We start from the raw sequence: 21920 nt of genomic DNA, 5'->3' as shown, positions 1-21920 counted from the left end.
TCGACCACGACGGTGCCGCTCAGCGGCGCCAGCTCGCCGCGCAGGGTGGCGAGCAGCGTCGACTTCCCGCAGCCCGACGGGCCGGAGATCGCGACGAGCCCGCGGTCGGGGAGCGCGAGGTCGAGCGCCGCCGTCAGCGGCGAGCCGCCGTCGTGGCCGATCTCGAGGGCGATCGTGGTGAGCCGGGGCGATGCCGGACGCACCGCGCCGGGCAGGTCGTGGGACGCGCGGGCGAGCAGTGCATCGGCGTCGGCCAGCGCCGCGGTGCCCTCGGCGGCGGCGTGGAACTCGGCCCCGACCCGGCGCAGTGGCCAGTAGGCCTCGGGCGCGAGGAGCAGCACGGTGAGCGCGACCCGGAAGTCGACCGACCCGGAGGCGAGGCGGAGGCCGACGGTCACCGCGACGAGGGCGACCGACAGCGTCGCCACCAGCTCGAGCACCGAGGAGGACGCGAAGGCGACCTTGAGGGTGTCGACCGTGGCCCGGCGGTAGCGGTGGGTGACCGAGCGGATCGTGCCGACCTGCGCCTCGGCGCGCCGGTGCGCGACCAGTGTCGGCAGGCCGCGCACGACGTCGAGGAAGTGTCCCGAGAGCGCCTCGAGGGCGCGCCACTGGAGGCGCGCCCGGTCCCGGGTCGTCAGGCCGACGAGGATCGCGAAGACGGGCACGAGCGGCAGGGTGAGCGCCACCACGAGCCCCGACAGCGGGTCGAGCCAGGTGATCGCTGCCAGCGTCACGACCGGCAGCACGGTGGCCGGCACGAGCGCCGGGAGGTAGCGCGTGACGTAGGGCTCCACCCCGGCCACCCCGCGGGTCGCCAGCACGGCCAGGCGCGACGGCGAGACGTCGTCGAGGTGGCGCGCGGCCTCGAGCAGGCGGTCGCGGAGGGCCCCGGAGACCTCGGTGGCCGCGCGGGTCGACGCCCGCTGGCCGACGTACGCCGTCGCGGTCCGCAGCAGCACGAGGCACGCGAGCCACCAGGCCGCGCCGTGCCACCCGCCGGCCGGGGGCGTGACGGCGGCGACCACGAGGGCCCCGAGCGCGAAGGCCTGGGCCACGGTCGCGAGCCCGCCGACGACCCCGGTCGCGACGACGACAGCCAGCGCGCCTCGTGCGGGTCGCAGGTGGGGGAGCGCAGCCGGGTCGAGCGGCTTCACGAGACGGCGTCCGCCGGCACGGGAGCGGGGATGTGGTGGACGGAGATCCGCTTGCGGAAGACCCAGTAGGTCCACGCCTGGTAGGCCAGGACCACCGGCGTGAAGATGACCGCGACCCACGTCATCACCTTGAGCGCGTACGCCGTCGCGGCGGCGTTGGTCGTGTTCAGCGAGTAGGCCGCGTCGGTGGTGGACGGCATCACGTCGGGGAAGAGCGCGACGAACAGCCCGGCCACGGCCAGCGCGATCGTGACGAACGTGCCCATGAAGGCCCAGCCCTCGCGTCCGCCCATCGCCGCGAGCAGGCCGCCGACCAGCGCCAGCGCGGCGAGGACGAAGACCACCGCGCTGACGGCGGTGCCGGTCTTGAGCTGGGTCCAGGAGAGGAAGGCCACGGCGAGCACGGCCGCCACCGCGCCGATCTGCACGGCCAGGGCGCGGGCCCGGTGCCGGATCTCGCCGTCGGTCTTGAGCGCGATGAACATCGCGCCGTGGGCGGCGAACAGGGTCAGCGTGACCAGCCCGCCTAGCAGGCCGAACGGGTTGAGCAGCGTGAAGAGGGTGCCGGTGAACTCCTTGTCGGCGTCGATCGGCACGCCGGCGACGATGTTGGCGAACGCGACGCCCCACAGCAGCGCCGGCACCACGGAGCCGATGATCAGGGCGAGATCCCAGCGCCCGCGCCAGGTGTCGTCGTCGCGCTTGTGGCGGTACTCGAACGACAGGCCGCGGACGATGAGGGCGACCAGGATCAGCAGTAGCGGGAGGTAGAACCCGCTGAACAGGGTGGCGTACCACTCGGGGAAGGCGGCGAAGGTCGCGCCGCCCGCGACCAGGACCCACACCTCGTTGCCGTCCCAGACCGGGCCGACGGTGTTGATCATGACCCGGCGCTCGGTGTCGTCGCGGGCGAGCACGGGCAGGAGCATCCCGACGCCGAAGTCGAAGCCCTCCAGGCAGAAGTAGCCGACCCACAGCACGGCGATGAGTGCGAACCAGACGGTGGTCAGTTCCATGTCGATGTCCTCAGATGGCGATGGTGTGGCGGGCGGTCAGTAGGCGAAGGTGAGCGGGCGGTCGTCGTCCGAGCCGCCGACCTTGACGAGGGGTGGCTCCTCGAACTGCTCGGCGCCCTTCGAGATGTAGGTCGCGAGCAGCTTGAGCTCGATGACCGCCAAGAAGGCGTAGAGCGCGGTGAGCACGATGAGCGACGTCGCTGCCTCGAAGACCGAGACGCCGGGGGAGACCCCGGACTCGGTGGTCATCAGGCCGAAGACCACCCACGGCTGGCGGCCCATCTCGGTGAAGATCCAGCCCCACGAGCTGGCCAGTGTGGTGGCGATCGGCAGGCTCAGTCCGAGCACGCCCAGCCAGCGGACTCGCGGCGTACGCCCCTTGCGGGTCAGCCAGAGGATCAGCGCGGCGCCGGCCGCGGCGAAGAAGCCGAGGCCCATCATGAAGCGGAAGGACCAGTAGGTGATCGGGATGACCGGCGTGTAGTCGCCGTCGGAGTAGGCCTTGGTGGTCGGGTCCTGGCCGTACTGCTCGACGTACTGCTCGCGCAGCGGGTTGATCCCCTCGACGGTGCCGTCGAACGAGCCGGTGCCGAGGAAGGAGAGCAGGCAGGGGATGGTCACGGAGAACTTCTCCTCCTTCCCGTCGGGCGTGCCGAGGGTGAAGACGGAGAACGGTGCGCATCCCACGCTGGTCTCGTAGAGGCCTTCCGCGGCGGCCATCTTCATCGGCTGCACCTCGGTCATCACCTTGCCCTGCAGGTCGCCGGTGATCCCGACGCCGATGCCGGCGAGCAGCGTGATGACCGCCCCGATGCGGACGGCGCGGTGGTACATCGGGCGGTCCGCCTCGTGCTTCTTCTTCATGTAGAGGTAGGCCGAGACGCCGAGCACGAACGTGCCGGCGGTCATGTACGCCGCCATGATCACGTGGGGGAACGTGACGACCTGGACCTTGTTGAACATCACGGCCCAGAAGTCGACGAGCTCCGCGCGGTCGGTGTCGGGGTTGAAGCGGTAGCCGACCGGGTGTTGCATCCAGGAGTTGGCGGCGAGGATGAAGTAGGCCGAGGCGAGCGTCCCGAGGTGGACGAGCCACATGCAGCCGGCGTGCAGCCCGCGGGGCAGCTTGTCCCACCCGAAGATCCAGAGGCCGAGGAACGTGGACTCGAGGAAGAACGCGAGCAGGCCCTCGATGGCCAGGGGAGCGCCGAACACGTCGCCGACGAAGCGGGAGTAGTCCGACCAGTTCATCCCGAACTGGAACTCCTGCACGATGCCGGTCACCACGCCGATGGCGAAGTTGATCAGGAAGAGCTTGCCGAAGAACTTGGTCAGCCGGAGGTAGTCCTCCCTGCCCGTGCGCACCCACGCGGTCTCGAAGCCGGCGATGACGGCGGTGAGGCCGATCGTCAGCGGGACGAACAGGAAGTGGTAGACGGTGATGATCCCGAACTGCCAGCGGGCGATGTCGAGGACATCCATGGGCACACCCCTTGTGTGATCGGTGCTTTCGGCGCAGTAATACTACGAAGCGTAGTAGATACTACGCCGTGTCGTACTTCGTCGGGCAGGGCCCCTAGACTCTTCTTCCATGAGTCCAAGGTCCCGGATGGGTGAGCTCGAGCAGGCCGTCCTCGAGGCGCTGTGGGACCTCGACGCCGGCAGCGGTGCCAGCGGGCGAGAGGTGCACGAGCGGCTCACCGGCCGCGACCTGGCCTACACGACCGTGATGACGGTGCTCGACCGGCTGGTCGGCAAGGACATCGTCGTGCGCGAGCGCGATGGCCGCGCCTACCGCTACGCACCGCGCCAGTCCCGCGCCGCGATGACCGCGAGCCTGATGCACGACGCGCTGGGGGAGACCGGTGCCGACCGCGACCAGGCGCTCGTCTCGTTCGTGGGCGAGGCCAGCGCCGAGGACCTCGCCGCGCTGCGGCGCGCCCTCGCCGACCTGGCCTGACGGCCGCCCAGCTCCGGTCGTGGTCACGCCCGTCCTGCTGGGGGCGCTCGCCGTCCTGCTGGCCGGCCCGTTCCCGTGGGCGCTGTCGCGCTGGACCGCGCTGAGGCGTACTCCGGCAGCGGCGATGCTGCTGTGGCAGAGCACCGCGTTGGCTGCGGTCCTCGCTGCGCTGGGCGCCGGACTCTCGCTGGCCACCGACCGCCTGTGGCAGCCGCCCGTGGCGGCGGGCGACGTCGTCGTGGCGGCGCTCGCCGGTGTGGTCACCATCGTGGTCGCGGCGAGGCTGCTCGTCAGCGGCCACCGCACGGGCACCGCGCTGCGCCGGATGCGGCGGGTGCACCGCGAGCGCGTCGACCTCGTCGCGCGCGTCGACGACGGGGTGTCGGTGCTCGAGCACGACCTGCCGGTGGCCTACTGCGTGCCGGGGATGAGCGCCTCGCGGATCGTCGTCTCCCGCTCCACGCTGACCCGGCTCGCGCCCGCCGAGCTCGGCGCGGTCCTCGAGCACGAGCGCTCGCACCTGCGCGCCCGCCACGACCTGGTGCTGGAGGCGTTCGCGGTGCTCCACCGCGCCTTCCCCCGCTGGGTGGCGAGCGCCGCCGCCCGCCACGAGGTCGAGGTGCTGGTCGAGGTGCTCGCCGACCGCGCCGCCGTACGCATGGGCGCGGGGGACCGGCGCGCCCTCGTCTCGGCACTGCTGGCACTCGCGGGGTCGCACGCCCCCGAGGGCGCCCTGGGGTCTGCCGGCTCGTCGCTGGCCGCCCGGGTCGAGGTGCTGCGCGACACCCGTCGCCATCGGGTGCAGGCGGGCGTGGTCCTGGTGCTCGCGGCGGCGATCCTCGCCGTGCCGACGCTGCTCGTCGTGCTGCCCTGGCTGGTGGACCTGCGACACGCATCCCTGTGATCCATGTGACGGGTGGGACGTAGCCGTAGGGTTCGGACCATGGCGACCCGTACGTCTTCCCCGCCGGGGTCGCGGAGCTCGAGCACGTCCAGGAACACCAGCAGGACCAAGGGTTCGAGCACCCGATCACGGAGTACCAGCAAGCGCCCCTCCTCTTCCGCAGCGAAGAGCCGGAGCCGGTCCAGCGCGTCCAAGCGCCCCGCAGCGCGTCCGGCGCCCCGTGCCGTGCGCAACGGGCAGGGACCGGTCTCCCAGGCCTTCGGAGCGATCGGACGCGGGATCGCCGCCGTGTGGCTGGGCATCGCCCACGGCCTCGGTGCGGTCGCCCGGTCGATCGGCCGGTCGGCGCGCGACCTCGACCCCGAGCACCGTCGCGACGGGGTCGGCCTGTTCCTCGTCGGCCTCGCCACCGTCGCGGCCGCCGCCGTGTGGTGGCAGCTGCCCGGCGGCGTCATGGAGTTCGCCCGCTCGGTCACCGCGGGTGCGGTCGGCAAGGTCGGCTGGCTCGTGCCGCTGTTCCTCGCCTCAGCCGGCTGGCGCACGCTGCGCGACCCCGAGCGCAACGGCCCCGCCGGCCGCCAGGTCATCGGCTGGACCGCCTTCGGCCTCGGCCTGCTCGGCATCGTGCACATCGCCAACGGCAACCCGCAGCCGGTCCTCGGCGACGCCACCAACCTCCAGGAGGCCGGTGGCGCGGTCGGCTACGTCACCTCGAGCCTGCTGCTCGACCTCATGCAGACGTCGTACGTCGTGGTGCCGCTGCTGGCACTGCTGGCCGTCTTCGGCATCCTGATCATCACCGCCACCCCCGTCTACCAGATCCCGGCGCGGCTGGGTGCGCTGCGCGACAAGGCCCTGGGCCGCACGCACGCCGACGTCGAGCCCGAGGTCGACGAGCCGACCCGGCCCGTGCGCTCGCGCCGCCGCTCGATGCTCGACGACGAGGTCGACCCCGACCTGGGCGACCCGGCGTACGACAGCCCCGTGCTGTCGGACCGCGAGCTCAAGAAGCGGCGCAAGAAGAAGGACGAGGAGCCGGTCGAGGACTTCGGCATCGACCTCTTCGCCGACGCGCCGACCGAGGTCACCCCGGCCGTCGCCGTCCCGGGTGCCGCAGCCGACACCGGCGCGCTCGAGCCGCCCCCGCACACCCCGCTGCCGCAGCGCGTCGAGCAGCTCACGCTGTCGGGCGACATCACCTACTCCCTCCCCGACAACTCCGCGCTCAAGCCGGGCTCGCCGCACAAGGCGCGCTCCAAGGCCAGCGACGCGGTCGTCGAGCGGCTGATGCAGGTGATGGAGGAGTTCAGCATCGACGCCGCCGTCACCGGCTACACCCGCGGCCCGACGGTCACCCGCTACGAGGTCGAGCTCGGCCCGGCGGTCAAGGTCGAGAAGGTCACGGCGCTGTCGAAGAACATCGCCTACGCCGTGGCGTCAGCCGACGTGCGCATCCTGAGCCCGATCCCCGGCAAGTCGGCGATCGGCATCGAGATCCCCAACATCGACAAGGAGATCGTCTCCCTCGGCGACGTGCTCCGGTCCACGACCGCCCGCGCCGACCACCACCCGATGGTGTCGGGGCTCGGCAAGGACGTCGAGGGCGGCTTCGTCGTCGCCAACCTCGCGAAGATGCCGCACCTGCTGGTCGCCGGTGCGACCGGCTCGGGAAAGTCGTCGTTCATCAACTCGATGATCACCTCGATCCTGATGCGCTCCACGCCCGACGAGGTCCGGATGATCCTGGTCGACCCCAAACGGGTCGAGCTCAACGCCTACGAGGGCATCCCGCACCTGATCACGCCGATCATCACCAACCCCAAGAAGGCCGCCGAGGCGCTGGCCTGGGTCGTGCGCGAGATGGACATGCGCTACGACGACCTGGCCAACTTCGGCTTCCGTCACGTCGACGACTTCAACAAGGCCGTCCGTGCGGGCAAGGTCGAGGTGCCGGCGGGCAGCGAGCGCGTGCTGTCGCCCTACCCCTACCTCCTCGTGGTGGTCGACGAGCTCGCCGACCTGATGATGATCGCCCCGCGCGACGTCGAGGACGCCGTCGTGCGCATCACCCAGCTCGCCCGCGCCGCCGGCATCCACCTGGTGCTGGCGACCCAGCGACCCTCGGTGGACGTCGTCACCGGCCTGATCAAGGCCAACGTGCCGTCTCGGCTGGCGTTCGCCACCTCGAGCGTCACCGACAGCCGCGTCATCCTCGACACCCCGGGTGCCGAGAAGCTGGTCGGCCAGGGTGACGGCCTGTTCCTGCCGATGGGCGCGAGCAAGCCGATCCGCGTGCAGGGCGCGTGGGTCACCGAGGCCGAGATCCAGCAGGTCGTCAACCACTGCAAGAAGCAGCTCGAGCCGACCTACATCGAGGAGGTCACGGCTCCGCAGCAGTCCAAGCGCGAGATCGACGACGACATCGGCGACGACATGGAGCTGGTGGTGCAGGCCATCGAGCTGGTCGTCTCCACGCAGTTCGGCTCGACGTCGATGCTGCAGCGCAAGCTGCGGGTCGGCTTCGCCAAGGCCGGGCGCCTGATGGACATCATGGAGAGCCGCGGGGTCGTGGGTCCCAGCGAGGGCTCCAAGGCGCGCGACGTCCTGGTGAAGCCCGACGAGCTCGATTCCGTGATCGCCACTCTCGAGGGGGGAGTCTGATGAGCACCGCGATGCAGGAGACCGAGGTCCACGACGGACCGGACGGCGAGCACGGCGAGGTCCTGGGCCTCACCCCCGACGCGGTCGAGGTACGCCGCCACGCCGGGGTCGCCGCCAGCGTCGGCCTGACCGCCTCGGCGGTCGCCATCGCCTACTTCGGGCGGGCCACGCAGTCCGGCTCCGCGCTGGACTGGGCCTTCGTCGTCGCGATGGGCCTGCTCGGTGCCTACTGGCTCGTCAGCCTCGTCGACGCCCGCACCCCGCTGCTCGTCGCCGACGCGCAGGGCATCCGGATCCGCCTGGGTCGGACCTGGCGCGGCCTGCCCTGGACCGCGGTCCACCACGTCGAGCACACGCCGCGCCGCGGCCTGCTGCGCGACGGACGCCTGGTCGTGGTGCCGCACAACCTCGAGCTGATCGAGGCCGAGCTGACGGGCGCCGGCAAGCGCCACGTGACGATCTCCCGGCTGCTGCACGGCGCCCCGTTCGCGGTCCCGCTGGGCCTCTCGACGCGCGTCATCGGCGCCGGCGACGACCTCACCTCGGCGCTGGGTCGCGTGGCCCGCGACGCCAGCCAGGTCGTGGAGGTCGAGCCCGCGGTCGAGCCCGCGGTCGAGCCCGCGGTGGAGCCGGAGGCTCCTGAGGACCTGGAGGCTCTCGAGCACGAGACCGAGGAGCCCGCTCCCGTCGAGGAGGCGATCGTCGCCAGCCCGACGCCGGCCGCCCTGCGCGAGTCCTCGTCGGCCCGCCGCTCGGAGATCACCCGCGACGTCACCCCCGAGACCGACGACCAGCCCGAGGGCCGCGAGCTGCGCCGCCCGGGCCGGGTCAGCCTCGTCGAGGAGACCCAGTCGTGGGGCGACCGCGTCCGCGCCATCGCCCGTCCCGGTGAGCCGGTGGAGCCGCTGGTCCTCGACGAGTTCGAGGTCGAGCCCGCCGAGGACCCGGTCATCGGACCCGAGCTCGCCGCCGCCCGCACCCGCCTGGGGCTGACCGTCGACCAGCTCGCCGAGCGCACCCGCATCCGCCCCCATGTCATCGAGGCCGTCGAGGTCGACGACTTCGAGCCGTGCGGTGGCGACTTCTACGCCCGCGGTCACCTCCGCACGCTCGCTCGCGTGCTCGGCATCGACGTCGCGCCGCTGCTGGCGTCGTACGCCGAGCGCTATGCCCACGCCCCGATCAACCCGCGCCGGGTCTTCGAGGCCGAGCTGGCCACCGGCGCCAACGGCTCCATCCGCGGCACCCGCGGCGGCCCCAACTGGTCCGTGCTGGTCGCCGTCGTGATGGCGCTGGTGCTCTGCTGGTCGATCGCCCGGCTCGTCATGGACACCCCGCCCGAGCTGCGCGGCTCCACGCCCGTGCTCAACGGCTCCGGCGGTCCGCAGGGCGCCGGCAGCGCCCCGCTCGCCGACCCGGTCGCCGTCGTGGTCAGCGCCCCGTCGGGCGGCGCGCGCGTCGTCGTGCGCGACGCAGCGGGCAAGGAGGTCTTCGCGGGCAACCTGGCGGTCGGCCAGACGCAGGAGGTCAAGGCGTCCCCGCCGGTGCGCGTGATGTCCACCGACGGGTCCGTCACGGTCTCGCTCGCGGGCGGCGAGGACCGTGCGGTCGGGGAGCCCGGCGTCGCCGGTCAGGGCACGTACGTCGTCGACTGAGGTCGGCGATCCACGGGGACGCAGAGAGGCTCTCGGGAAAGGGAGCGACGGCGGGTGAATCTCCTCACCGCCTCGCGGTTGCGGGTCCACGCGCCTCGACCCGGCATACTCACGGATGCGATGACCACCACTGAATCCCAGACCCTTCCCGCCTCCGCAGAGCCCGCTGCTCCGCTGCAGGTCGCCGTCGTCACGCTCGGCTGCGCCCGCAACGAGGTCGACTCCGAGGAGCTGGCCGGGCGGCTCGAGGCCGGCGGCTTCGTGCTCGTCGCGGACCCCGAGGACGCCGACACCGTCGTGGTCAACACGTGCGGCTTCGTCGAGGCGGCCAAGAAGGACTCCGTGGACACGCTGCTCGAGGCTGCGGACCTCAAGGCCTCGGCCGGGCACGGCGGCCGCGCCCAGGCGGTCGTCGCGGTCGGCTGCCTCGCCGAGAGGTACGGCAAGGACCTCGCCGACTCGCTGCCCGAGGCCGACGCGGTGCTCGGCTTCGACGACTACCCCGACATCGCCGCCAAGCTGCGCGCGATCGTGGCGGGGGAGACCCACCACGCCCACACGCCGTCGGACCGCCGCCGGTTGCTCCCGATCTCGCCGGTGGACCGCGACGCCTCGACCGTCTCGATCCCGGGTCACCAGGCCGAGGTCGCCGATGTCAGGGACATCGGTGCCGGCGCGCCGGCCACGGGACCCCGCGCCGTGCGCCGTCGCCTCGACGCCGGCCCGATGGCGCCGCTCAAGCTCGCCAGCGGCTGCGACCGGCGCTGCTCCTTCTGCGCGATCCCGAGCTTCCGGGGCTCGTTCGTGAGCCGCCGCCCCAGCGACGTCGTGGGCGAGGCCCGGTGGCTCGCCACCCAGGGCGTCAAGGAGCTCTTCCTGGTCAGCGAGAACTCCACGTCCTACGGCAAGGACCTCGGCGACCTGCGTCTGCTCGAGACGCTGCTGCCCGAGCTCTCCGGCATCGACGGCATCGAGCGCGTCCGGGTCTCCTACCTCCAGCCCGCCGAGACGCGCCCCGGGCTGATCGAGGCCATCGCCTCGACGCCGGGCGTCGTGCCCTACTTCGACCTGTCCTTCCAGCACGCCAGCGCCACAGTGCTGCGCCGGATGCGTCGCTTCGGTGACCCCGAGAGCTTCCTCGGCCTGCTCGAGCAGATCCGCACGCTGGCCCCGCTGGCCGGAGTCCGCTCCAACGTCATCGTCGGCTTCCCCGGCGAGACCGACGAGGACCTGCACGTGCTGTGCGACTTCCTCGAGGCCGCGCGCATGGACGTGACCGGCGTGTTCGGCTACTCCGACGAGGACGGCACCGAGGCCGCGGCCTTCGCCGACGACATCAAGCTGGACGAGGACGAGATCCGCGACCGCACCGAGCACGTCACCGCCCTCGTCGAGGAGCTCAACGCCCAGCGGGCCGAGGAGCGCATCGGCGAGGAGGTCGTCGTGCTGGTGGAGACGGTCGACGAGGAGGGGACCCTGGGCCGCGCCGCCCACCAGGGACCCGAGGTGGACGGTACGACGCTTCTCGTCGACGCCGCCGACGCGCGGATCGGCGACCTGCTGACCGCCACCGTCACCGGCACCGACGGCGTCGACCTGATCGCGCGAGTGAACGGAGCATCCTGATGAGCACCGATCCGACGAGCACCGAGCAGCGCCAGGTCTCCAACTTCAACATCGCCAACGTGCTCACCGTGGTGCGCATCGCCATGGTGCCGCTCTTCGGGTGGGCCCTGCTGCACGACGGCGGTGACTCGACGATGTGGCGGTGGGTGGCCTTCGCGCTCTTCGCGGTCGCGATGATCACCGACAAGATCGACGGCGACCTGGCCCGCAAGCACAACCTCATCACCGACTTCGGCAAGATCGCCGACCCGATCGCCGACAAGGCCATCACGGGCATGGCCTTCATCGGCCTCTCGCTGGTCGGCGACATCTGGTGGTGGGTGACGGTCGTCGTGCTGGTGCGCGAGTGGAGCGTCACCCTGCTGCGCCTCTCTGTCCTCAAGCAGGTCGTGATCCCGGCCGCGCAGAGCGGCAAGATCAAGACCGTCCTCCAGGCCTTCGCGCTCGCCGGCCTCACCTGGCCGCTCCCGCACGGCGACGCCCACGGTGGCGCCTTCGACTTCTGGCCCGGCCCGCTCGGCGAGGCGCTGTTCTACCTCAGCCAGGTGATGCTCGCCGGTGCCGTCGCGATGACGCTGTGGTCGGGATGGGAGTTCGTCCGTGAGGTGCGCAAGCAGCGCGCCCACCCCGCCTGAGGGAGGGGTTTGTCTGGGCACCGGGGGATTCGTGGGTGATGATGCCTCTGTCACGTCCCTTGAACCCTCGGAGCTCACATGCGCACACCTGCGCTCATCTCGCCGCGTCACATCGCGGTCGGAGCAGGCCTGGCCCTCCTGGCGGCAGGTCTCGCTCCCATGGCATCGGCCTCGGCCAACCCGGCCGGCAGCAACCTCGTCATCAGCGAGGTCTACGGCGGTGGCGGCGGCACCAGCGGCACGCCGAGCTACACCCATGACTTCATCGAGCTCTACAACCCGACGAGCAGCTCAGTCTCCCTGAGCGGCTGGTCGGTCCAGTACAGGTCCAACACCGGTGCTGCGGCCGCTGCGGCCCCCCTGACCGGCAGCGTGGCACCCCACAGCTACTTCCTGATCCAGTCGGGCTCGGCCGGCACCGTCTCGGGTACGCCGGCGCTCCCCACGCCCGACGCGACGGTCGGGCTGAACCTCTCCGCCTCGGGCGGCATCGTCTTCCTGGCGAGCTCGGAGACGCCGGTGGCGGCACGAGGTGACGTGGCCGGAGTGACCACCGGGGGTCTGGTGGACACGGTGGGGTTCGGGACGGCCGCCGACACCTACGAGACGGAGCGCACCGGAGCCGCGCTGACCGTCACCACCTCCGTGTCGCGCGACGCGCTCGGCGACGACCTCGACAACAACCTCGAGGACTTCGCCGAGGTGACGCCCGATCCGCAGAACTCCTCCGTCGTCGTCGACCCCGACGCCGTCGTGGTGGGCTCCGTCCCTGACAAGACGTTCACACGTGACGAGGCCATCACCCCGTTCACCGTCACCGCCACGGGTGGTGCCACCCCTTACGCCTGGTCGGCCGCCGGCCTGCCCGCCGACCTGGCCATCGACCCGGCCACGGGCGAGATCAGTGGTACGCCGACCGCGCTCGGCGTCGCCGAGGTCACCGCAAAGGTGACCGACGCAGAAGATGCGACCGACGAGGTCACCTTCACTGTGACCGTGAACCCGCCCGCCGGTGAGGTCACCCCGATCGACGCGATCCAAGGCACCGGGCCGACCTCCCCGATCGTCGGCATCACCGTCACCACGCGCGGCGTCGTCACCGCCGCCTACCCGAGCGGTGGCTTCTTCGGGTTCTACCTCCAGACCCCGGGCACGGGTGCGGCGAACATCGACCTCGCGACGCACAACGCGTCCGACGGCGTGTTCGTGCGCCAGCCCAGCGGAGCCATCACCGTCACCCCCGGCGACTACGTCGAGGTCACGGGTGAGGTCACCGAGTTCGCCGGCGCGACCCAGGTCGAGGTGCAGCCTGCCGACATCACGGAGCTTTCGGGCACGCCCGCCCCGATCACCACCACGACGACCGCCACGTGGCCACGCTCCGCCGCGGCCAAGGAGTCCCTGGAGGGCATGCGCTACCGCCCGACCGGCGCCTTCACCGTCACCAACACGTTCTCGACGAACAACTTCGGCGAGGTCGGCCTGGCCAACGGCACCAATCCGCTGATCCAGCGCACCGAGGTCGAGCTGCCCGGACCGGCCGGGTCCAGCCCGACCGAGGCCGACAACCTGGCCCGCGCGGTCGTGCTCGACGACGGTGCCTCGACCAACTTCCTGGCCACCTCGTCCAGCAGCGCCGTGTGTGGCACCCGCCCCACGCCCTGCCTGTCGAACGGCGACCTCACGCCGCCGTACATCTCGACCACCGAGCCGGTGATCGTCGGCGCTGCCACCACGTTCGTCTCCGACGTGATCTTCACTGAGGGCGGTTCGCCGAGCGCGCCGACCTACCGGTTCCAGCCCCTGACGACCGTCGTGGGCCCGGCCAACGCCGGCTCCCCGGCGACGTTCGAGGACACCCGCACGTCCGCTCCGGACGAGGCCCTCATCAACGAGAAGGGCACCGCCGACCTCAAGGTCGCGTCGTTCAACGTGCTGAACTACTTCACCACCCTCGGTGACGCGGACGACGACAACATCGGCGACGGCGGCTGCGACCCGTTCCGCGACCGCGCGGGCGACGGCAACAGCGTCAGCGGCGGGTGCGAGCAGCGCGGCGCCTGGGACCCGCAGGACCTCCAGCGGCAGCAGTCGAAGATCGTCGCGGCGATCAACGCCCTCGACGCCGACGTGGTGGGCCTCCTCGAGATCGAGAACTCCCTCACCCTCGGCGAGACGCCGGACGAGGCGACCAACACCCTCGTCGCGGCGCTCAACGCCGCTGCCGGTGCCGGGACCTGGGCGGCCAACCCGTCCTCCACCGAGCTCCCCGCCAGCGGCATGGACGTGATCACCAACGCGATCATCTACAAGCCCGCCAGCGTGGACCGCGTGGGCGAGTCCCGGGCGCTCGGCACCCTGAGCGACGCCGGCGAGGCGTTCGACAACGCGCGCGAGCCGCTCGGACAGGTCTTCAGGGCCGACGCCGGTGGCGACCCGTTCCTGTTCGTGATCAACCACTTCAAGTCCAAGGGCTCGGCAGGCCCCAACCCGGGTGATGCCGACAGCGGCGACGGCCAGGGCTCGTCCAACGGCTCGCGCAAGCTGCAGGCCGCTGCGTTGCGCGACTGGGTCGCCGGGCTGAAGACGGAGACCGGCGTGCAGTCGGTCGTCCTCGGTGGCGACTTCAACTCCTACGCCATGGAGGACCCGCTGCGGATCCTCTACGACGCGGGCTACAGCAACGTGGAGCAGGAGTTCGCCAACGGCGAGTACTCCTACTCGTTCTCGGGGCTGTCCGGTTCGCTGGACCACATCCTCGTCAACGACGCCGCCCTCGCGCGGTCCACCGGCACCGACATCTGGAACATCAACAGCGGGGAGTCCCTGGCGCTGGAGTACAGCAGGTGGAACTACCACGGCACCGACTTCCACGCGGCGGGTCCCTACCGCTCGTCCGACCACGACCCAGTGGTCCTCGGCCTGCGGAAGACCGCACCCGGAGCAGCCACCACGGTCACCGGCACGGCCGCATCAATGGTCTACGGCACGCCGGGCTCGGTGTCGGTGAAGGTCGTCCCGGCGACCGCCACCGGGACGGTCACGGTGTCGAAAGGCGGCTCCGTCCTGGGCTCGACCACGGTGGCGTCCGGCGCCGGTACGGTCGCCCTCCCAGGTACCTCGCTGCCGGTCGGCACGCACACGCTGACCCTGACGTACGGCGGCGACGCGGGCCACCAGCCCTCGACCGGCGCGGTCACGGTCGTCGTGGGCAAGGCGAAGGCGAGCGTCAAGGCGAAGGTGCGGCCGGACGAGGCCGTCGTCAAGAGGACGAGGGCCAAGGTCGTGCTCAAGGTCCGCGCCGACGGCTTCACACCCACCGGCAAGGTCCGGGTGCGGATCGCCGGCAAGACCTATCGGGCGCGCCTGGTCGACGGCAAGGCCGTCGTGCGGCTGAAGGCGTTCACCAAGCCGCGGGTCTACCGGGCGAAGGTCCGCTACCTCGGTGACGCGACCACCGAGCCCGCACGCGATGTCGTCCGGATCAAGGTCAAGCGGCGCTGACCCCGCACCGCCAGATCCGATGAACCCGGACGGCCCGGTCATCCCTCACGGGGTGGCCGGGCCGGTCGTGATTCGGTGCCGATCCATGGTGCCGTCCGGCAAAGGTCTGGGGTTAAGGTGATCCGACTCACACGTCCCCTGACGAAAGGCCCCCTTCGTGTCAGCATCACGACCAGGTCGCAACCTCACCATCGCCACCGCGATGACTGGACTGCTCGCCGCTCCGCTCGCCGCCATCGCAGTCGCCACGCCGGCCCACGCCGCGACGTCCGTCGACGTCCAGATCGTCGCCACCAACGACTTCCACGGCCGACTCGCCGACCGTCCGACCGGGTCCACCAACCCGGAGCCGATCGAGATCGCCTCAGTCATGGCGGGTGCCGTCAAGCAGCTGCGCACCGCGAACCCCAACACGATCTTCGCTGCGGGTGGCGACATGATCGGTGCCTCGACCTTCGAGTCGTTCATCCAGCACGACAAGCCCACCCTCGACGTGCTCAACGAGGCCGGCCTCGACGTCTCGGCGGCGGGCAACCACGAGTTCGACGCAGGCTACGCCGACCTCGTCAACAGGGTGATGAAGCCCTACGACGCCACGACCAACCCCGAGGGCGGCGCCGACTGGCAGTACCTCGCGGCCAACGTCCGCAAGCGGTCCGACAACTCCTACGCGCTTCCCGACGTGGCCGCATCGCCCGGCACCTCGGACGGCGGAACGTGGATGACCACCACCGGTGGGGTCGACGTGGGCTTCATCGGCGCTGTGACCGAGGACCTCCCGTCCCTGGTGAGCCCGGCTGGGATCGCCGACGTCAAGATCAACAGCATCGTGGCCGAGACCAACGCGGCGGCCGACAAGCTCAAGGCCGACGGCGCCGACCTCATCGTCCTGCTCGTGCACGAGGGCGCCGCCACCACCAACATCGCCAGCGCGACCGACGACTCGGCATTCGGCAAGATCGTCTCCGGCGTCAACGACAAGGTGAACGCGATCGTCTCGGGTCACACGCACCTCGCCTACAACCACACCATCGGTGGCCGCCCGGTGGTCTCGGCGGGCCAGTACGGCGCGAACCTCAACCAGCTCGTCTTCACCGTCACCGACCCTGACGACAACCCGGCGACGAACAACTCGACCGTCGCGGTGAAGTCGCAGGAGGTCCTGCCGATGTTCGGCAAGGACCCGGACGGCGACGGCCCCAAGGCCACCCCGCCGCTCTACCCGGTGGACGCCAACAGCAAGGCCATCGTCGACGCGGCCTTCGCCAAGGCCGACGTCCTGGGCGCCCAGGTGCTGGGCAAGGTCGCCGGGCCGTTCAACCGCGCCAAGCTCACCAACGGCACCACCGAGAACCGCGGTGGCGAGTCCACCCTCGGCAACCTCGTCGCCGAGGTCCAGCGCTGGGCGACGTCGAGCCCGGAGGCCGGCGCCGCGCAGATCGCCTTCATGAACCCCGGTGGTCTCCGCGCCGACATGACGGGCGCAGCGGGCGGCTACCCGGCCAACCTGACCTACAAGCAGGCGGCCGTCGTCCAGCCGTTCGCCAACACCCTTGTCAACATGAAGCTCACGGGTGCCCAGATCAAGACGGTGCTCGAGCAGCAGTGGCAGCGCGACGCAGCTGGCGCGGTCCCGACGCGACCGTTCCTGCGTCTCGGGGTGTCCGACGGTTTCTTCGCGACCTATGACCCCGCGAAGGCCGAGGGCAACCGGGTCACCGGCATGTGGCTCAACGGCAAGGCGATCGACCCGGCCACGGCCTACTCCGTGACCGTGAACTCGTTCCTCGCCAGCGGCGGTGACAACTTCCGCGGCTTCAGTGCCGGCACCGCCAAGCGCGACACGGGCAAGGTGGACCTGCAGGCCATGGTCGACTACATGGCGTCCAAGGCCGCTACGACGCCGCTCGCCGTCAACAAGGAGCAGCGCCAGGTCGGCGTCTCGTGGCCGGCAGGTGCGCCGCGCTTCTACCGCATCGGCCAGAACGTGCGGCTGAGCCTGTCGTCCTTGGCGATGACGTCGCCCGCGGACGCTCGCGACGCGCTGCTCAACATCAAGGTCGGCGAGAAGACCCTCAACCCGACCCCGATCGACAACACGGTCGACGCCACGCCGTTCGACGAGAGCGGCAAGAGCGCGGTCTCGGTCAAGCTCAAGGGCAAGACCCGCACCGGCAAGCAGCTGTTGACGTTCACCGGTCCCACCACGGGCACGACGTTCTCGCTGCCGATCGACGTGCGCAAGGCGAAGGGCGAGATCAAGGCCCGCACCAAGCCCGAGCGCATCGTCAAGGGCGAGACCCGCACTCGTGTGAAGATCAAGGCCTCCGCCTTCGGCATCTCGAAGGTCACGGGCAAGGTCACGGTCAAGGCCGGCGGCAAGAAGTACACGGTCAAGCTCAAGAAGGGCAAGGCGTTCGTGCGCCTCGACCGCTTCAAGAAGACCGGCAAGAAGCGGATCGTCGTGATCTTCCAGGGCAACCGGAAGATCCGCGGCACCCGCGAGTTCGTCAAGATCCAGGTGCACCGCAACTGACCTGACGCACCCTGCACCAGCCCGGAGGCCCGGTCACCGTTCGCGGTGGCCGGGCCTCCGGCAGGTCGTCACCTCAGCGACAGGGCCGCCTGCACCAGCGCGAGGTGGCTGAAGGCCTGGGGGAAGTTGCCGGCCATCCGCGCGTTGCCGGCGTCGTACTCCTCCGACAGCAGCCCCACGTCGTTGGCGAGCCCGCAGAGCCGCTCGAGCAGCGCGGAGGCCTCGTCGCGCCGGCCCGCGGCGGCGAGCGCGGTGACCAGCCAGAACGAGCACGCCAGGAACGGGTGCTCGTCGCCGGCGAGGCCGTCGACACCGGTCTGCGTGCGATAGCGCAGCAGCAGGCCGTCGCGCATCAGGTCCTCCGTCACGGCGTCGATCGTGCCGAGCACGCGGGGGTCGTCACCCGGCAGGAAACCGACCAGCGAGATGGTGAGCAGCGACGCGTCCACCTCGGTGGTGTCGTAGTGCTGGGTGAAGGTGCCCCGGGCCGAGTCGAAGCCCTTGTCGAGGATCTCCTCCCTCACCCGCTCGCGCAGCTCACGCCAGCGCTCCACCGGGCCCGGGAGCCCGTGCTCCTCGACGGCGCGGACGGCACGGTCGAAGGCGACCCACACCATGACGCGGGAGTGGGTGAAGTGGCGCTGCGGGCCGCGGATCTCCCACAGGCCGTTGTCCGGCTCGTCCCAGTGGTCGGCCAGCTCCTCGACCAGCGAGCGCTGCAGCGACCACGAGTTGGACGTCTCCTCCAGCCCCGACCGGCGGGCCAGGTCAAGGGCGATCATCACCTCGCCGAGCACGTCGTTCTGCCGCTGCGACACGGCACCGTTGCCGATGCGCACCGGCCGGCTGTCGGCGTAGCCCGGCAGGTGCGGCACCTCGCGCTCGGGCAGCTGCCTGCCGCCGTCGACGGTGTACATGATCTGCAGGTCCGCCGGGTCGCCGGCGACCGCGCGCAGCAGCCACCGCCGCCAGTGGAGGGCCTCGTCGTCGTAGCCCGCGCCGAGCAGCGACTCGAGCGTGAGGGCCGCGTCGCGCAGCCAGCAGAAGCGGTAGTCCCAGTTGCGCTCGCCGCCGAAGTCCTCGGGCAGCGACGTCGTCGGCGCCGCGACGATGCCGCCGGTCTCGGCGTGGGTCATCAGCAGCAGCGTCAACAGGCTGCGCCGCACCATGTCGGCGAGGGGCACGTCGTCGGGTGAGCGCCGCGACCACGCGCGCTGCTCCGCGATCGTCTCCCGGATCCGCTCGGTCATCCCCAGCGGCACGGGCACCTCGTGCCACGAGCGGACCCACGTCGTCGAGAAGGTGACCTCGTCGCCGGCGGACATGTCGAACTCGTCGGTGTGGTGGCCCGCATGCCCCTCGGGGAGGCGAGGACCGCGCAGGACCAGCTTGTCCGGCCCGGCGACCGCGACGACGACGTCCTCGTCGTGGGCCTGCTCCCGGCTGACCCACGGGCGGACCTTGCCGTAGTCGGTGCGCACCACCCAGTCGTGGCGGATCCGCACGGTGCCGCGCGTGCACCTGAGACGGCGTACGACGTCTGCGCGCCCGTCGCCGGTCGGCATCAGGTCGAGCAGCACGACCTCGCCGTCAGCGGTCGTGAAGGTCGTCTCCAGCAGCGCCGTGCCGTCGACGTACCTGCGGCTCGTCCGCGTCACCGGGTCGGCCGGCGCGAGCAGCCAGCGCCCGTTCTCCTCCGTGCCGAGCAGCGCGGCGAAGCATGCGGGGGAGTCGAAGCGCGGCAGGCACAGCCAGTCGATCGATCCGTCCTTCCCGACCAGCGCGGCCGTGCCGCGGTCACCGATCAGGGCGTAGTCCTCGATGGGGAGTGCCATGCGGCTAGTCTCCCGGACGTGACCCAAGACCGGAGCCAGGCGACGCCGTGGCGGGTGCTCGAGGCGCTGGCCGAGCGGGGGGAGACCCTCGCCACGGCGGAGTCACTGACCGGTGGCCTGCTGGCCGCCCGGCTCACCGACGTGCCCGGTGCGTCGCGCAGCTTCGTGGGCGGCGTCGTGTCCTACGCGACACGGGTCAAGGTGTCCGTGCTCGACGTCCCGGCCCAGGTCGTGGAGCAGCACGGCGTGGTGTCGGAGGAGTGCGCGAGCGCGATGGCGTACGGCGTCCGCGCCCGGCTCGACGCGACCTGGGGGCTCGCGACGACGGGCGTGGCCGGCCCCGACGAGCAGGAGGGCCGACCGGTCGGCACGGTGTGGATCGCCGTCGCCGGACCCGACGGTGTCGAGACCCGCCTGCTGGCGCTCGACGGGGACCGGCTCGCCATCCGCGCGGCAACGTGCGACGAGGTGATGTCGGCGCTCGACGGGATCCTCGCCGGATGAGCCTCACGAGGGAACTGGACATCCTCACGCGGGAAGAAGGAGCCCTCGGGTAGCGTTGTCCAGACGACTCCCCTCCATCCAGAGTAAGGACCGCGCGCATGGTGCTCTTCCGGCGACTGCTCGGTGACGTGCTGCGCGGTGCCCGGATGCAGCGGGGGATGACCCTGCGCGAGCTCTCGGCCGAGGCGCGGGTGAGCCTGGGCTACATCTCCGAGATCGAGCGGGGACAGAAGGAAGCGTCCTCCGAGCTGCTCGCGTCGCTGTGCCAGGCCATGGACCTGCCGCTGTCCGACGTGCTGCGCGACGTCGCCGACGCGGTGGCGCTCGAGGAGATCGCGATCGGGGTCGTGGCGAGCGCGCAGATCGCTCCCGCCCGACCCGCCGGCGACGTCGTCGCCTCTGCCGCCTGAGCGCGCCTCAGTCCGCGGGCTGGCAGCTGGGGCACCAGTAGGCCGCCCGCTCGAGGCCCGGATCGCCGAGCACGTCGACGAGGATCGGCGTGCCGCAGCGCCGGCACGGCGACTTGTCGCGGCGGTAGACCCACATCCGCTCGCGCGGGCGCAGGTCACCGGTCGTGGACTGGATGGCACGTTCCTTGTTGGCCTCGAGCATCAGGCGGGCGCGACGGACCAGGCGCGGGAGGTCGGACACCGCCCCGATCGGGGAGCCGGGGTGGACGCCGCTGGTGAAGCAGAGCTCGGCCATGTACATGTTGCCGATGCCGGCGAGGTTGCGCTGGTCGAGCAGGGCCTGGCCGACCGGGCGCCCGGGGTCGCTGGACAGCCGGGCGAGAGCCTGGTCGATGTCCCAGTCGGGACCGAGGAGGTCGGGGCCGAGGTGCGCCACCAGTGCCGCCTCCTCCTGGCGTGGGACGACCTCGACGATGCCGAGGGAGAACCCCACTGCACATCGGCCGTCGATGCCGAGCACCACCCGGACCTGCGGGGTGGGCCGTCGCCACTTGTCGCCCGTGGCGTAGATGTGCCAGGAGCCCTCCATCTTGAGGTGGGTGTGGACGGTCCAGGCGCGGTCGTGGTCGATCCGGGTCAACAGGTGCTTGCCGCGCGCGAGGGTGCGCACGACCGTGCCGCCGGTGAGGTCGACCGTGGCGAAGGCGGGCACGCGGAAGTCGGTGACGGTGAGTCGGTGGCCGGTCAGGGCGCGGTCGAGTGCTGCCGCTGCGCGGTAGACGGTGTCGCCCTCAGGCACGCAGTCTCAGTCCCTTCGGTGTTGCGATGAATCCGGCTGCCGACAATGCCAGCCGGATGGGGGTCTCGCCACCGCTGCCGATCAGCGCCTGTCCGTCGGCCTTCTCCACGGTGAGTCGCCCCAGTGCACCACGTCGGGCCGCATCGGCGAGGGCGTTCATCGCGGGAGCGAGCACGTCCTGCTCCTCGCTCCAGGTCAGGAGGGTGCGTCCGCCACGCTCGACGTAGACCGTGAGGGCGCCGTCGACCGTGACCACGAGGGCTCCCGCCTTGCGCCCCGGACGGTGACCGGCGCGCTCGGCGTCGAGGGGATCGGGCCACGGGAGGGCGGCGCCGAAGACGTTGGCGGGGTCGGTGGCGGCCAGCGCGACCACGACGGGTTTGCCGCCCGTGGCGCTCTCGGGCTCGGAGAAGGTGCGGAGCCGGTCGATGGCGCCGGCGCTGCCGAACTGGGCAGCCCCCAGGCCCTCGATGAAGTAGCCGCGACGACAGCGGCCGGTGTCCTCGAAGGCGCTGAGCACCTTGTAGACGCCGGCGAAGCCGCCGGCCACCCGCTCGCTCACGACGGCACCGCGAGTGACGACACCGTGCCGCTCGAGCAGGTGCTCGGCGCGGGCCTTCGCGCGGCGGGTCGGGTCGGTGTCGCGCTCGGGCAGCAGGGCCCAGCGGCCGGCGGTCTCGGGCGGCCCGACCCGCGCCGGCATGCGGCCCATGCGCGG

15 protein-coding genes and 1 pseudogene are annotated in these 21920 nt (G+C 71.5%); 10 read left to right on the top strand and 6 right to left on the bottom strand.

Features of this window, described 5'->3' with window-relative positions; genetic code table 11:
* The 3 genes from JWN97_RS18580 to JWN97_RS18570 form a co-directional block, all read right to left on the bottom strand.
* The coding region (locus JWN97_RS18580; protein WP_297626284.1) for an ABC transporter transmembrane domain-containing protein at window positions 1-1157 on the bottom strand (1157 nt) is incomplete at its 3' end.
* Window positions 1154-2173 carry a cytochrome d ubiquinol oxidase subunit II gene (cydB, locus tag JWN97_RS18575; protein WP_297626281.1) on the bottom strand — a complete coding sequence of 340 codons (1020 nt, stop codon included), beginning with the start codon at window positions 2171-2173 and terminating at the stop codon, window positions 1154-1156. The genes JWN97_RS18580 and cydB, both read right to left, overlap by 4 nt.
* A gap of 36 nt (window positions 2174-2209) precedes the next feature.
* Complete coding sequence (locus tag JWN97_RS18570; RefSeq protein WP_297626279.1) at window positions 2210-3655, bottom strand: cytochrome ubiquinol oxidase subunit I; 1446 nt, start codon at window positions 3653-3655, stop codon at window positions 2210-2212.
* Window positions 3656-3764: 109 nt separating this feature from the next.
* Here JWN97_RS18570 and JWN97_RS18565 point away from each other — a divergent pair, with 109 nt between their 5' ends.
* From JWN97_RS18565 to JWN97_RS18530, 8 genes are all read left to right on the top strand, one after another.
* On the top strand, window positions 3765-4133 hold the full coding sequence (locus JWN97_RS18565; protein ID WP_297626276.1) for a BlaI/MecI/CopY family transcriptional regulator: 369 nt from the start codon (window positions 3765-3767) through the stop codon (window positions 4131-4133).
* A gap of 19 nt (window positions 4134-4152) precedes the next feature.
* On the top strand, window positions 4153-5037 hold the full coding sequence (locus tag JWN97_RS18560) for a M56 family metallopeptidase (RefSeq protein WP_297626273.1): 885 nt from the start codon (window positions 4153-4155) through the stop codon (window positions 5035-5037).
* 39 nt (window positions 5038-5076) lie between these two features.
* Window positions 5077-7698: a DNA translocase FtsK gene (locus tag JWN97_RS18555; RefSeq protein WP_297626270.1), complete on the top strand. Its 2622-nt coding sequence runs from the start codon at window positions 5077-5079 to the stop codon at window positions 7696-7698.
* Window positions 7698-9353 carry a helix-turn-helix domain-containing protein gene (locus JWN97_RS18550; RefSeq protein ID WP_297626268.1) on the top strand — a complete coding sequence of 552 codons (1656 nt, stop codon included), beginning with the start codon at window positions 7698-7700 and terminating at the stop codon, window positions 9351-9353. The genes JWN97_RS18555 and JWN97_RS18550 overlap by 1 nt, the downstream gene beginning before the upstream one ends.
* A 174-nt stretch (window positions 9354-9527) precedes the next feature.
* Window positions 9528-10979, top strand: coding sequence for a 30S ribosomal protein S12 methylthiotransferase RimO (gene rimO, locus JWN97_RS18545; protein WP_297626287.1), 1452 nt, complete (start codon window positions 9528-9530; stop codon window positions 10977-10979).
* Window positions 10979-11614 carry a CDP-diacylglycerol--glycerol-3-phosphate 3-phosphatidyltransferase gene (gene pgsA, locus JWN97_RS18540; RefSeq protein WP_297626266.1) on the top strand — a complete coding sequence of 212 codons (636 nt, stop codon included), beginning with the start codon at window positions 10979-10981 and terminating at the stop codon, window positions 11612-11614. Before rimO ends, pgsA begins: the two co-directional genes overlap by 1 nt.
* Window positions 11615-11692: 78 nt before the next feature.
* Window positions 11693-15118, top strand: a complete 3426-nt coding sequence (locus JWN97_RS18535; RefSeq protein ID WP_297626264.1) for an ExeM/NucH family extracellular endonuclease — start codon at window positions 11693-11695, stop codon at window positions 15116-15118.
* Between the two features lie 202 nt (window positions 15119-15320).
* Complete coding sequence (locus JWN97_RS18530) at window positions 15321-17654, top strand: 5'-nucleotidase C-terminal domain-containing protein (RefSeq protein WP_297626262.1); 2334 nt, start codon at window positions 15321-15323, stop codon at window positions 17652-17654.
* A 68-nt stretch (window positions 17655-17722) separates the two neighbouring features.
* Here JWN97_RS18530 and JWN97_RS18525 read toward each other — a convergent pair whose 3' ends face one another.
* On the bottom strand, window positions 17723-19489 hold the full coding sequence (locus JWN97_RS18525) for a glycoside hydrolase family 15 protein (protein WP_297626260.1): 1767 nt from the start codon (window positions 19487-19489) through the stop codon (window positions 17723-17725).
* Window positions 19490-19507: 18 nt separating this feature from the next.
* Here JWN97_RS18525 and JWN97_RS18520 point away from each other — a divergent pair, with 18 nt between their 5' ends.
* Window positions 19508-19993, top strand: coding sequence for a CinA family protein (locus JWN97_RS18520; protein ID WP_297626258.1), 486 nt, complete (start codon window positions 19508-19510; stop codon window positions 19991-19993).
* Between the two features lie 98 nt (window positions 19994-20091).
* On the top strand, window positions 20092-20403 hold the full coding sequence (locus JWN97_RS18515; RefSeq protein WP_297626256.1) for a helix-turn-helix transcriptional regulator: 312 nt from the start codon (window positions 20092-20094) through the stop codon (window positions 20401-20403).
* A gap of 7 nt (window positions 20404-20410) precedes the next feature.
* Here JWN97_RS18515 and JWN97_RS18510 read toward each other — a convergent pair whose 3' ends face one another.
* Both JWN97_RS18510 and JWN97_RS18505 read right to left on the bottom strand, forming a co-directional pair.
* Window positions 20411-21202: a DNA-formamidopyrimidine glycosylase family protein gene (locus JWN97_RS18510; RefSeq protein ID WP_297626254.1), complete on the bottom strand. Its 792-nt coding sequence runs from the start codon at window positions 21200-21202 to the stop codon at window positions 20411-20413.
* Window positions 21195-21920: pseudogene (locus JWN97_RS18505) on the bottom strand (DEAD/DEAH box helicase); the annotation flags it as partial. The pseudogene JWN97_RS18505 and the gene JWN97_RS18510, both read right to left, overlap by 8 nt.

It is taken from the genome of Nocardioides sp., assembly GCF_025965415.1.
Lineage (GTDB): Bacteria > Actinomycetota > Actinomycetes > Propionibacteriales > Nocardioidaceae > Nocardioides.
This window is presented reverse-complemented; position numbering and strand designations above follow the sequence as displayed.

Coding starts and splice junctions, on each gene's coding strand:
- JWN97_RS18530 (WP_297626262.1), top strand. CDS start 15,321: ATGACTGGACTGCTCGCCGCTCCGCTCGCCGCCATCGCAGTCGCCACG.
- JWN97_RS18525 (WP_297626260.1), bottom strand. CDS start 19,489: ATGGCACTCCCCATCGAGGACTACGCCCTGATCGGTGACCGCGGCACG.
- pgsA (WP_297626266.1), top strand. CDS start 10,979: ATGAGCACCGATCCGACGAGCACCGAGCAGCGCCAGGTCTCCAACTTC.
- cydB (WP_297626281.1), bottom strand. CDS start 2,173: ATGGAACTGACCACCGTCTGGTTCGCACTCATCGCCGTGCTGTGGGTC.
- JWN97_RS18565 (WP_297626276.1), top strand. CDS start 3,765: ATGAGTCCAAGGTCCCGGATGGGTGAGCTCGAGCAGGCCGTCCTCGAG.
- JWN97_RS18535 (WP_297626264.1), top strand. CDS start 11,693: ATGCGCACACCTGCGCTCATCTCGCCGCGTCACATCGCGGTCGGAGCA.
- JWN97_RS18550 (WP_297626268.1), top strand. CDS start 7,698: ATGAGCACCGCGATGCAGGAGACCGAGGTCCACGACGGACCGGACGGC.
- JWN97_RS18570 (WP_297626279.1), bottom strand. CDS start 3,655: ATGGATGTCCTCGACATCGCCCGCTGGCAGTTCGGGATCATCACCGTC.
- JWN97_RS18555 (WP_297626270.1), top strand. CDS start 5,077: ATGGCGACCCGTACGTCTTCCCCGCCGGGGTCGCGGAGCTCGAGCACG.
- JWN97_RS18515 (WP_297626256.1), top strand. CDS start 20,092: ATGGTGCTCTTCCGGCGACTGCTCGGTGACGTGCTGCGCGGTGCCCGG.